Below are 12,314 nucleotides of genomic sequence, written 5' to 3'. Positions count from 1 at the left end.
TGTCAGGAAGACGCCTCCTTGCGGATGATGGCCTGTTGATGGGGATCATACGTATGGAGGTGGAGGGTGCCCTTCTGGAGGAGGTGGGCTGCCTGGCCGACCAGTTCGGCGTGGAGCAGGAACCATTCCTTCGGGTAGATCTGTTTTCCCAGTCGGTCCCGGACGTGAAGTATTGCCCGTGAGGGGGCAAAAAAGCGGTGCAGGCAGTCTTCCACCTTGCGATGGGAAAGATTGACCAGCGTATAGGTGGCTACAATCTCCACAGGGGCCATGAGAAAGGTGGGGTCATTGCGGGCATCAGCGACCCGGCGGCGAACGTCACCACTTGTGACGCCGATCTTGTAAAGTTTTCCCCGCAATTTACGGATTGATGGAACTTCGGAGAGGGAGCGGGCAACGTAAATGGTACCGGTGGCGTTGGCCACGGTCTCGCTCCCGGCGAGGGGCCCAAGGCCGATGCGGGAGATGAACCGGGCCGTTTTGTCCTCTGTCAGGGATTTACGGAAGGACGACATGAGCGGGTCGCTTTCCGTCCCATTGGAGAAGATGATGCGCAGGCGATGCTCTCTGTCGCCATGGCGATAGGTCTTTTCGTACTTCTCGGCGACATAGGCGATCAAACCGTTGCGGATGAAGAAATCGCCTTCTGCAGGTTCAAGAATCTGATTCTTTCTCACACGCCTTGCCGTACGGAGGCCGTTGGTTATCTCCTGCTGTACGGTCTCGAACAGGGCCTCATAATCCTGAAAATTGGCGCAGGGCGTGATGGTGGCCTGATGCTCCGGCACGGCCCGTTCTGCGGCGGGGCTGGAGTGGCGGAGGCTGAAGATGCTGGTATCCATCTCCAGATCATCATCATCGAGAATATCTTTCAGTGTGTGGGGGATGTCTGTGAAGGCCTGCTCATCCCGCCAGTCGGGCAGAGGGGGGGATGATGGCAGGTTTGGTCTGGCAAGCAGCCCCAGCCTGTCAGCTTTCTTTATGGCCGGGGAAGGGTTCTGGGCCAGACGATCAAGTGCGGCAGAGAGGCACATTTCTTCGTGATTTTCAGCCGTGTGCCTGGGAAGTCTGCCATTGTTTTCGACAAAACGTTCTGCTTCCTTCAGAAGGTCCAGTCCTGTCCTGCGGTTGGTCTGCCCTGTGCGGGCTGAGGAGGTATCAACCGGAAGCAGGCCGAGTTCATCATCTTCTGTAAAAATATCGTTCAGCGTGAGACGTTTCATCAGGTCAGCCCTGTTGCTGCTGGCGGAGAGTCCTGGCTTTTTCTCTGGCAAGATGAACCAGAGCCATGGCCAGACGCTGCTCCAGCTCATCGGGTGAATGGCTGTCTGGCATACGGCCTTCCTGGTCACGAAAAGCCTTGATGCGGGGCCAGAGGGCAATGGCCTCCTCAGTCGCCATGGGGTAACGCTGGGCGGTGAAGGCGGTCTTGATCTGTGCCAGCAGGGGGGCGTCCATGTCGCGGGAGATGATTTCAAACCGTTCCCGGAAGCAGTTGACGCTGTCGATCAGCTCAATATCGAGTTCTTTTACGTTGATGAGTCGTTGGACGAGGCTGAGCAACGTGTTGGGGGCGCTGGCCGTCTTGTCTTCCTCTGTGGTCTCTGTGGTGGGAGGGGTGCCCGCCCCGGATGAAGACCCGCTCCCGTGGGGTGGTGCTGGGGGTGTATCCGTTTCCTGAAGGGTCTGCCGGGCCAGTGTGGAAAGATTGATGCGGGCGGAAAGCTGCTGCCGGACAGATTCCGTTTCATCCTCTGTCAGATCAGGGTAGCGTTTCTCGATGATGCCGGTCAGCATGGGCTGGTTGAGGACCTCGGGGGCCGTGCCGGGGTTCAGGGCACGGCTGGACATATGTTGATGGGTGGTGGCGACAAGGTCGTTCATGTCCCTTTCGCAGATGTCACGGGCACGCTGGGTCGGCGGTTCATCAAGGTTGTGGATGCCAATGGTGACATGCCCCTGTGCATCCGTGCTGACAGGAGCACGGATATCGCCGTCTTCCCGCCTGTAGAACTTGAAGTTCGGTGCAAGCACCTGTTCCATCAGCAGGGAGCCGGAAATGGCTTTGAGCATGTCATTCACGGCATCCTGCACGATTTGCGTCTCCACCCCCGGCTCGGCGACCAGATTGGTGAAGACAGCCCGTGTTTTGGCGGGGGCGTCCCGTGTGGCCCGGCCGATGATCTGGACGATCTCCGTGAGGGAGGAACGGTAGCCGATGGTCAGGGCATGTTCGCACCAGACCCAGTCGAACCCTTCCTTGGCCATGCCGAGGGCGATGATGATGTCCACCTTGGCCCGGTCGGCTTCGTCATCCCGTTTGCCATCCGGTCCGGTGATGGTTCTGGCAAGGCTGGCCTTGATGAGGTCCCGGTTGGGGCCATCATCCACAAGGTCAGCCAGTTTGATGAGTTGGCCATCAGGCCGGCGGATGATGTCGAAGCCGGTTTCCGGGTCCCGCCTTTCAACCGTGCCGATGAGGTCGATGATCTGCCCGACTTCATCATATTTGTCACCAAAGGCCTCGGATGATCCACGGTGCGGAATGTGGATGATGGTCTTGCGTGTGGGGTCCAGAACATCCTTCAGCCCGTTGATGTAGGTGCCTTTATAGAACTCGTAGGAGATGCCCAGTTTCTTGAGGAACTCATAGCCCTCCAGCTGTTCGTAATAGCTGTAGGTAATGGGGGTGAAGCGGCTTTCATCTTCCGGGCGGAGAACGGGGATGGAATCCCCCCGGAAGTAACTGCCCGTCATCGCCATGAGGTGGCAGCGGTCCCGGCTCAGCAATTCCCGCAGGATGAAGCCGAGGCGGTTATTATCCCCCGCTGAAACATGATGAAACTCATCCACAGCGATGAAGCAGGAATCGAAACGCTCCACACCATCTTGTGCGATGACGGCATCATACCCAAAGCGGAAGGTAGCATGGGTGCAGACGAGCACCTGCGCCTTGTCATCCTGTAGAAAATCCTGAAAAGCCCGCACCTTGCGGGGGGAGCTTTCGTCACTGTCGAGGCAGAGATTCCAGCGGTCTTCCACCACCCAGTCACATTCAAAACCGGGGAGGGATGTGCTGCGGAAGGAGCCGCCGATGGAGGTCTCCGGCACGCAGATGATGGTCTTTTTCACATGCTGGTGGCGCATCTTGTCCAGCGCCACGAACATGAGGGCACGGCTTTTCCCGGCGGCAGGCGGGGCCTTGAGGAGGATATGCTGGGCCTGCCGAACATTGTAGACACGCTCCTGCATGGGGCGCATCCCCTGTGCGTTGGTGCCTGCCTTGCTATGGCCATAGGTCATGGTGAGCATGTTTGCCATCGGGTCAGCCCTCCTGCTTTTTTGTTGTGGAGCGTTTTTTGCGGGTAGTCTGTTTCTTCCGGCTTTGTGCCACACGGGCAGCATAACGGCGGAAGAGATGCTCCAGCCGTTGCGTATCGTTGGTGAAGGGCTGGCCCTTGTTGTACAGCCCCTCCAGCAGGGCATCATTGGCCCGATGGGCCTCCCGGAGATCGGCAGGCATTTTGTCCGGGTCGTACAGTTCTGCCAGATTTTTGTCGAAGTAGTACGCCCGTACCCGCATGATCGCCCGCCCGGACTGCTTCAGGGCCTCTTTGTCTGCCTCCGTGAGGGCAGGCACGGGGAAGGTGTGCCAGCCGAGCGTGTTGGAGTAGCGGAAGTCTGTTTTCAGTTTGCCGCAGACTGAGCTGATCCATGCCAGATGAAGGCGGGAAACCAGAAGGGCAAAGCACCATTCCGGGGCGTCATAGAGGACGAAGTTGAGGTCGGAGGAAATTGTGTCAGACTTGACCCGGATGGCCGGAAGATAGGGGCGGCGTTCCGAGCTGACACGGGGGACGAGGTAGGCGTGGCTGAAGGAAGGGGGAACGTTTAAGTATCCAAAACGCCATGGGTGGCTAGATAAGGAAACCGTTTCAGCTCGTTTGCTCTTTTGACGGAATAGGCTGACGGCTTCTATGTGTTTGGCAATGGGTGGAATCTGCTTTGCCTGTTTTAGTGTGGCTTCCTCAATCCAGAGGCAGTATCGCTCAAGATCATTGATGGCCTCTCTTGAGCCCATGAACCGCCGGATGAAGGGTTCAGCATGTGGGGCCTGTTGCAGAAGTTGGTCTTTTTCTTCTAATGAGAGGATGAGGTGGCCGTTATCAATAGGCATGTTGCCGAAAAGCATTTCAGGTAGGCCAAAGAGGCTTTTGCTGGCCTTTTCAATATACACATCTGGAGCATCCAGCAGATAGGCATTGATGTTCTGCGCCTGATGCTCCGTCTCTCCGGTGAAGAGCCGTTTTGGTGTTGCGATGGTTTTGGGTTCCGGGCGGTTGCGCAGCCCGACAATGATGCAGATGACAGCAGCATTATGGCTGGCATTGTTGCGCCATTTGAAGGAGGTATGGGCAAAGCTGATCTCCAAAGCTTCCCCCAACAGGTCGGGCCAGAGGGCATTGACGGCCTGCCCTTGGCAGAGCGAGTTGGTGGAAACCAGGGCGGCCTCTGCCTGTCGTCCCTGAATATAGCGGGCGGCTTTGAAGAACCATGCCGCCACATAATCCAGCCCCTTATAGTTTTTCACGGAGCCGGAGAAGGTGATGGCCATATCCTCTTTCTGTTCTGCATTCTGGTATTGTTTTCCCAGAAAAGGCGGATTGCCGATGATGTACACCAGCTCACCATCCCCCGGTGGCGGGCAGACCATATCCCAGTCGAGCCGCAGCGCATTGCTGCAGACAATATGGGCGGCCTCCCGCAGCGGCAGGGGGGCGATGGCCCGGCCAAAACGCTCTGCAAAGAGAGCATTGGCCTGATATTCCGCAATGAACAGTGCCAGCTTGGCCGTTTCTGCGGCAAAATCGGCACATTCTATGCCGTGAAAATTGGCAATCGGGATGGCAGAAAACAGCTCCATCGTGTCATTGCCGTTCAGCGCCGCCAGCCGTTGCAGGAGGGTCATTTCCAGTTCCCGCAGCTGGCGATAGGCAACGACAAGAAAGTTCCCGGAGCCGCAGGCAGGGTCAAAAACATGGATATGACCGAGCTTGTGCAGGAGCTTCTGTAGGGCAGCGGGTTTGTCCCAGTCCCTCTGGATATCGCTGCGTAGACCATCCAGAAAAAGGGGGTCGATGACTTTGCGGATATTGGGGACGGATGTGTAATGCATCCCCAGTTCGGCCCGGATGCCCGTATCCGCCACGGACTGGATCATGGAACCGAAAATGTCGGGGTTGATGTCCTTCCAGTCCAGCGCACAGGCATCCTTCAGGTAGCGGAAGGCCGTGACATCAAAGGTCGGTATGGCGATGTCCCCAGCAAACAGCCCGCCATTGACGTATTCCAGCGGGGCCGTCCAGTCTGGCAGGTGGCTGCGTTCGTCCTTTGGCAGGTTCATGGCCTCAAACCCTGCCTGAAGGACCGTATGCAGGGCCTCACCTTTTTTCCCGCCATAATCCAGTACGAGGCGGCTGAACTGGTCTTTGGGGAAGATGCCGACGTCCTCGGAGAACAGGCAGAAGATCAGCCGCATCATGAACTGGTTCATGATGTGCGTGTGGCTGGGGTCCTTCCATTCCGGGTTATGCCGGATGAGGGCATCATACAGTCTGGCCAGCTTGCCCGTTGCCTGCACGTCAACGGGGTTTTCCTCCACGGCACGGTAACGTTCTTTGCCGGCAGCAGGGAGGAAGAAGCCGAAATGTTTGGCCATTTCATTCAGCGGACAATGGAGGCTCTCCCCGCTGGCAGGATGGAAAGCGGCCAGCATGGTACCGTCCGTCGTGAGGAGGATGGCCGGTTTCGCCTGTTTGTTGCGGGTGGAGGCTTTCAGCTGGTCCAGAACGGCATCAACCGTCGTCTGCTCCGTCTCTCCGGCTGGGGCAAAATGGAACCGGCGGCTCAGCAGAACCCCGCCGGAGAGGTCGGAACGGTTCGTTGCCCCCTTGCGAAGCCTGTCCACGGTTGCTTTTGCGGCATCCGTAGCAAGGGCAAACTCGTAGGGAAATGCGCTGGCATCGTAGGGCTGAGAGGTGAGGTCCGAGAGAGCATCGTAAATTTCAGTCGGATTCACAGCATTAACCCTATATTAATAATGAGGGATAAGCGGATCACATACCGTCAGTTTTGTCCAGAGGTGTTGCGGCATGTCACGCTGCCAGAGAGGGCGCTGCTTTCCCTCCCTGACGGCGTGGTGTGCGGTTACCCAACCCGGATGAGGATGTGCTTCTTCTTGCCGGAGGACAGTTTCAGCGTGCCGTCCGTCAGGTCGGCGGGGGTGACGGTCTGGTTCTCATCCTTGATGACGACGTCATTCAGCCGGGCACCACCGCCACGGATAAGACGGCGTGCCTCGCCCCCGCTGGCGGCCAGGCCTGCCTCTGCAAAGAGCCTGAAGGCAGGCACACCCTCGGCAAACAGGCTGGCGGGCACGGCAACTTCCGGCAGGGCGGCCTGGACGCTGCCCTGCTCGAACACCTTGCGGGCAGTTTCGGCAGCTTCCTCGGCGGCTTCACGGCCGTGGCAGATGGCCGTGGCCTCGGTGGCCAGAATCTTCTTGGCCTCGTTGATCTCTGCCCCTTCCAGCGCACCGAGGCGTTCACATTCCTCCACGGACAGGTCCGTGAACATCTTCAGGAAGCGGCCCACGTCGGCATCCTCGGTGTTGCGCCAGAACTGCCAGTAATCGAAGACAGGCCGCCGCTCCTTGCGGACCCACACGGCCCCGTTGGCGGACTTGCCCATCTTGGCCCCGGAGGAGGTGGTGACAAGCGGCGTTGTCAGCCCGAACAGGCGTGCCCCATCCGTGCGGCGGGCCAGGTCGATGCCGGAGACGATGTTGCCCCACTGGTCGGACCCGCCCATCTGGAGAATGGCCCCGTGGCGGCGGTACAGCTCCCGGAAGTCGAACGCCTGAAGGATGGAATAGTTGAATTCAAGGAAAGTCAGTCCTTGTTCCCGGTCCAGCCGCTGCTTCACGCTTTCGAAGGAAAGCATCCGGCTGACGGAGAACTGCACCCCGACATCCTGAAGCAGGCTGATGTAGGAGAGCCTGTCCAGCCAGTCCGCATTGTTGACGAGACGGCACGCCCCATCCCCAAAATCCAGAAACTGTCCCAGAGAGGCCCGCAGCCCGGCAAGGTTGTGGGTGATGGTCTCGTCCGTCATCAGGGAGCGGGCCTCATCACGGAAGGATGGATCACCGATCTTTGCCGTGCCGCCGCCAATCAGGGCGATGGGGTTGTGCCCGTGCTTCTGGAGCAGCCGCAGCATCATGATCGACATGGCATTGCCCACATGCAGGGAGTCTGCCGTGGGGTCAAAACCGATATAGGCCGTAACGGGACCTGCCAGCATCAGCTCGTCCAGCGCCTCGAAATCGGTGCACTGGAAGATCATCCCACGGGCCTGGGCTTCCCGCAGGAATGGGCTTTTAAGTGATGTATCGGTCATGAAGGGCATCTTTCCTGATGGCTGTCCTGTCGGGGCGGAGCGGGCTTAGCCCACGGCCTCTGCCGCAGGCTGGATCATGGCGTCTTCAGGGGCGAAGAGATTCCGCTGGCGGGTCGTCACATGGTCCTCCAGCGCATCGGCAATCAGTTCTGCCTGCTGGGAGAAGATATGATCGGCCTCGGGGAAAACACGGTAATCCACCGTGACATTCTTCTGCGTGTTCAGCTTGTCCACCAGCTTGCGGATGACGGGCTCGGGGGCCATGCTGTCCTTTCCACCGGCGATCATCAGGCCGCTGCACGGGCAGGGAGCGAGGAAGTTGAAATCGTAATCGTCAGCCGGAGGAGCGACGCTGATCCAGCCACGGATTTCTGGCCGACGCATGAGCAGCTGCATCCCCACGAAGGCACCGAAGGAATAACCGGCGATCCACAGCTCCGAGGAGTTGGGGTTGATCATCTGCATCCAGTCCAGCGCAGCGGCGGCATCGGAGATTTCCCCGATTCCACCATCATACCGCCCCTGGGAGCGGCCAACCCCACGGGAGTTGTAGCGCAGGACAGAAAAGCCCATGGTCTGGAAACGGCGGTACATGGTGTAGGCGATGCGGTTGTTCATCGTCCCGCCATGCAGCGGATGTGGATGGATGATCAGGGCGAGAGGGGCGTTGGGGTCTTCAGAATGATGGTAATGGCCTTCGAGCCGCCCATCCGGGCCGGCAAACATGACTTCAGGCATGTGTCTCTCATCTCTTTGTCCACCCCGTTGCCTGCTGAAGGCCCAGAGCGGTTATGCGAACCGATAATGCCCGGGTCCCTGTCCGGGCCCGGGCATGATTTTACGCCCCGGGCAGAAGGCACGGCCCCAGTCCGGGAAGAACATACCGGCGTTGTATATCGGTTCCATCCTCGTGATTTCTACCAAAATCGACTCTTCTGCGCTGGTTTTTTCAAAATGGTAAAGAAGATTGTATCTATCATCCTGTTTGGGCAGGGTTTGTCATGGGGCTTGCGGGAAAGGCACTGTCCCGGATGTGCATGAGCGGAGCAGAAGGTTTTTTTCATGGTTCAGGATACAGCTGTGCAGCAGGGCCCTGTCTATCTCGATGCCAATGCAACCGAACCCCTGCGGCCTGCTGCACGGGCTGCCATGCTGGCCGGGCTGGAGCAGACAGGGAATCCGTCTTCTGTCCATGCCGCAGGACGCAGGGCCCGCATCATGCTGGAAGAAGCCCGCCAGACGATGGCCTCCGCTTTTGGCAGGGAGGCTGACTGCTGTGTGTTCACGTCAGGGGGAACGGAGGCGGATACGCTTGTCCTGCATGGCTTTGGTCGGGCGGAAGGCCGTGCCATTCTCATTGGTGCCACCGAGCATGATGCCATCCGCAAAGCTGCCCCGGAGGCGTCCCTCATTCCGGTTGACGGGCAGGGGGTGATCGACTGCATGGCGCTGGAGGAGATGCTGGCAGCCCATACTCCCGGAACAGGTGATCGGCCGGGGCCGCTGGTCTGCATCATGGCGGCGAATAATGAGACGGGGGTATACGCTCCCCTGCGGGATGTAGCCTCTCTCTGTCGCCAGCATGGTGCCTTTCTGCATGTCGATGCCGTACAGGCTGCAGGCCGGATGCAGGAGCGGGACGAGTTCTCACTGGCTCTGAAAGACGGGTCCCTGGCGGGGGCCAGTCTGGCCCTGTCCGCCCACAAGATGGGTGGTCCCAAGGGGGCCGGTGCCCTGCTGCTGCCGGAGGACAGGCCCCTGGCTCCCCTGCTGCCCGGTGGCGGGCAGGAACGGGGACGGCGGGGTGGCACACCGGCCCTTGCATCCCACATGGGTATGGCCGCTGCTCTTGAGGAGAGCCGGAAGCAGGACTGGACCCTCCTGGAGGCGCTGCGGGATGAGCTGGAGGGTGTCATGGTGCAGGCTGGAGCCCTCATCATGGGGCATGGTGTGGCCCGGCTGTCCAATACCATCAGTGCGGTCCTGCCCGGTGTGGCGGCCCAGATGCAGCTCATGGCGCTGGATATCGAGGGATATTGCGTTTCAGCCGGTTCGGCCTGTTCATCCGGCAAGGTGGCCCGATCCCATGTGCTGGAGGCCATGGGGCAGGGGGAGGCAGCCGGGCAGGCCATCCGTGTCTCGCTGCCGTGGAATGCCGAAGCTGGAGCTGTCAGGGCATTTGGGCAGGTTTATGCTCTCATGGCCCAGCGTTTTGCCGGACGTGGCCTTCTGAAACGCAGCTCTCTCCAGGGAGGTGGCCGTGCACCCTGAAGCTGATGTGATCTATCTGGATTACCTTGCTACGACTCCGTGTGATCCAGCCGTGCTGGAGATCATGCTGCCATGGTTCACACAGTATCCCGCCAACGCAGGGAGCCTGCATCTGCCGGGGCAGAAGGCCAATGCGGCCGTGGAGCAGGCCCGGGAGGAGCTTGCCGGGGCTCTCGCCGTCAGCCCGCAGGAGCTGATCTGGACCTCCGGGGCAACGGAGGCCAACAATCTGGCCATCAAGGGAGCCGCCCGTTTCCTGAAGGAACAGGGTGATGGGCGACGGCGCCTTGTCACCGTGGCAACGGAGCATAAATGTGTGCTGGAAGCTGTACGGTCACTGGAGGGCGAGGGGTTTGAGCCTGTCATCCTGCCGGTGGAGCCGGATGGCCGCCTGTCACCGGATCGTCTGGCAGAGGCCCTGAAGACACCCGCGCTGCTGGTCAGCATCATGGCAGCGAACAACGAGACAGGCGTGGTGCAGGACCTTGGGCGCCTCATGCCGCTGGTGAAGCAGGCCGACGCCCTGCTGCATGTGGACATGGCCCAGATGTTCGGCAAGCTGCCCTGCACGCTGGAGGGTGTCGATCTCGCTTCATTTTCGGCACACAAGATATATGGTCCCAAAGGCGTGGGAGCGCTGTATGTCCGGCGGCGGCCCCGTGTGCGGCTGCTACCTTTGTTTTCAGGCGGCGGGCAGGAGCGCAGCCTGCGTTCTGGCACGTTGCCGGTCCCGCTGATCATCGGCATGGGGAAGGCTGCCCGGCTGGCCGTGGAGAGCGGGAAGGAGGAGGCTGACCGTCTTGCGGGCTTGCGGGAGAGGCTGTGGCAGGGTATGCGGCAGCTGTTCCCGGTGGTGCGTCTCAATGGTGCGCCTGCCCCACGGCTGCCGGGCGTCTTGAATGTGTGCCTGCCCGCCGGGCTGGAGGCCCAGCAGGTCATGGCAGCAGTGCCGGGGGTTGCTTTTTCATCCGGTTCGGCCTGTTCAGCGGCATCTGGGGCACCATCCTATGTCCTCAGGGCAATGGGATTGACAGAGGCGGAGGCACGCAGGAGCTTGCGCCTGTCGGTGGGACGTTTTACCTCGGCAGGTGATGTGGAGTGCGCAGTGGCCCGTTTTGGGCAGGGCCTTGCCGGGAGGTGAGACCGCTGCATGGATACAGGGAGTAGGGACTTATGCCCCGGATGGTTTTTGTTGAGCGTGATGGTAGCCGCCACGAGGTGGAGGCACAGGCAGGTCTCTCTGTGCTGGAGATCGCCCATGAGAATAATATCGACCTTGAAGGGGCCTGCGAAGGCTCGCTCGCCTGTGCGACCTGTCATGTGATCGTGGACCCGGCCTGGGCGGACAAGCTGAAAAGCCCGACTGATGATGAGGAAGACATGCTCGACCTCGCTTTCGGGCTGGAGAAGACATCCCGTCTGGGTTGCCAGATCGTCATGACGGAAGAGCTGGACGGTCTTGTCGTCCATCTTCCCAAGGCTGGCTGAGGTTTCCAGTCATGCGCATCCTTGTGGCCATGTCTGGTGGGGTGGACAGTTCCGTGGTGGCAGCCCTGCTGAAGCGGCAGGGCCATGAGGTCATCGGAGCAACCCTCCAGCTTTACGACCATAGCGGTCCGGCAAAGCCTGGGGCTTGCTGTGCTGGACGGGACATCATGGATGCCCGCATGGTCGCCGAGCGTATCGGCTTTCCCCATTACGTCATCGATGCGGAGAGCCGCTTCCGGGAAAGTGTGATCGAGAGTTTTGCCGATTCCTACGCTCGGGGGGAGACCCCCGTTCCCTGTGTGGCCTGCAATCAGGGGGTTAAATTCACGGACCTCCTGAACATGGCCCGGGACCTCGGCTGTGAGGCCATGGCAACCGGTCATTACGTACGTCGGCTGGAAGGCCCGGAAGGTGTGGAGATGCACCGCCCGGTGGACCGGGACCGGGACCAGAGCTGGTTCCTGTTTGCCACGACCCGTGAGCAGCTGGAGTTCCTGCGCTTCCCGCTGGGCGAGATGCCCGACAAGGCCCATGTGCGTGCTCTGGCGGAGGAGCTGGGGCTGGATGTGGCTACCAAGCGGGACAGCCAGGATATCTGCTTTGTCACGAACGGCTCCTATGCCGGGCTGGTGGAGAAGATGCGGCCGGAGATTGAAGGGCCGGGTGACATTGTGGCTGAAGACGGGACCGTGCTGGGCCGTCATGAGGGCATTGCCCGTTATACGGTTGGCCAGAGCCGTCGTCTGGGGGATATTCATACGGGGACGGGGGAGCGCCAGATGGTCACGGCCATTGATGTGCCCTCCCGCCGCATCATTGTTGGCCCCCGCCGGAAGGTGACCAGTGATGAAGGCCGCCGGACCGTTCGCCTGCGGGATATGAACTGGTTGATTGACGCCCCGGCAGAGGGTGTGCGCTGTGGTGTACAGCTGCGGGCACGGGAAGGGCTGCGGCAGGCCCTGGTGCGGCCCCTGGAGGGGAACCGGGCCGAGGTGCAGCTGGATGAACCCGCCCTGCCAGCCCCTGGTCAGGCCTGCGTGATGTATGAGGGTGACCGTGTTCTGGGGGGTGGTTTCATCCTTGCCTGAGGGGATGGA

The 12,314-nt window shown here is 60.2% G+C and carries 9 protein-coding genes; 4 read left to right on the top strand and 5 right to left on the bottom strand.

The window, feature by feature from the left end; all coding sequences use genetic code 11:
- Positions 1-2 precede the first annotated feature (2 nt).
- The 5 genes from DTJ15_RS08585 to DTJ15_RS08565 all read right to left on the bottom strand — a co-directional run bounded on the left by DTJ15_RS08585 (position 3) and on the right by DTJ15_RS08565 (position 8,196).
- Positions 3-1,223 (bottom strand): GIY-YIG nuclease family protein, encoded by a 1,221-nt coding sequence (locus DTJ15_RS08585; protein ID WP_192848782.1) that lies wholly within the window; start codon positions 1,221-1,223, stop codon positions 3-5.
- A gap of 4 nt (positions 1,224-1,227) precedes the next feature.
- Complete coding sequence (locus DTJ15_RS08580; RefSeq protein ID WP_249109834.1) at positions 1,228-3,321, bottom strand: DEAD/DEAH box helicase; 2,094 nt, start codon at positions 3,319-3,321, stop codon at positions 1,228-1,230.
- A gap of 4 nt (positions 3,322-3,325) precedes the next feature.
- On the bottom strand, positions 3,326-6,079 hold the full coding sequence (locus tag DTJ15_RS08575) for a DNA methyltransferase (protein WP_249109832.1): 2,754 nt from the start codon (positions 6,077-6,079) through the stop codon (positions 3,326-3,328).
- A gap of 128 nt (positions 6,080-6,207) precedes the next feature.
- Positions 6,208-7,458, bottom strand: coding sequence for a tyrosine--tRNA ligase (tyrS, locus tag DTJ15_RS08570; RefSeq protein ID WP_249090390.1), 1,251 nt, complete (start codon positions 7,456-7,458; stop codon positions 6,208-6,210).
- A 45-nt stretch (positions 7,459-7,503) separates the two neighbouring features.
- The gene (locus tag DTJ15_RS08565; protein ID WP_043559620.1) at positions 7,504-8,196 is read right to left on the bottom strand and encodes an alpha/beta hydrolase; all 693 of its coding nucleotides are present in this window, start codon (positions 8,194-8,196) and stop codon (positions 7,504-7,506) included.
- Between the two features lie 324 nt (positions 8,197-8,520).
- Here DTJ15_RS08565 and DTJ15_RS08560 point away from each other — a divergent pair, with 324 nt between their 5' ends.
- Genes DTJ15_RS08560 through mnmA form a run of 4 tightly spaced genes read left to right on the top strand, consistent with a single transcriptional unit; the run spans position 8,521 to position 12,305 of the window.
- Complete coding sequence (locus DTJ15_RS08560) at positions 8,521-9,729, top strand: cysteine desulfurase family protein (protein WP_249109831.1); 1,209 nt, start codon at positions 8,521-8,523, stop codon at positions 9,727-9,729.
- A 7-nt stretch (positions 9,730-9,736) separates the two neighbouring features.
- Positions 9,737-10,870 carry a cysteine desulfurase family protein gene (locus DTJ15_RS08555; RefSeq protein ID WP_249109847.1) on the top strand — a complete coding sequence of 378 codons (1,134 nt, stop codon included), beginning with the start codon at positions 9,737-9,739 and terminating at the stop codon, positions 10,868-10,870.
- Between the two features lie 32 nt (positions 10,871-10,902).
- A complete protein-coding gene (locus DTJ15_RS08550) occupies positions 10,903-11,217 on the top strand; it encodes a ferredoxin family 2Fe-2S iron-sulfur cluster binding protein (protein WP_043559617.1) in 315 nt (104 codons plus the stop codon).
- Positions 11,218-11,228: 11 nt separating this feature from the next.
- Entirely contained in the window at positions 11,229-12,305 is a 1,077-nt protein-coding gene (gene mnmA / locus DTJ15_RS08545) for a tRNA 2-thiouridine(34) synthase MnmA (RefSeq protein ID WP_043559613.1), read from the top strand.
- Positions 12,306-12,314 lie beyond the last annotated feature (9 nt).

Origin of the sequence: Parasaccharibacter sp. TMW 2.1891, assembly GCF_023337675.1 — a bacterium.
In the GTDB taxonomy this organism is placed as follows: Bacteria; Pseudomonadota; Alphaproteobacteria; order Acetobacterales; family Acetobacteraceae; genus Bombella; species Bombella apis.
Note: the sequence above shows the minus strand (reverse complement) of the source record. Positions and strands in the feature narration are given on the sequence as shown.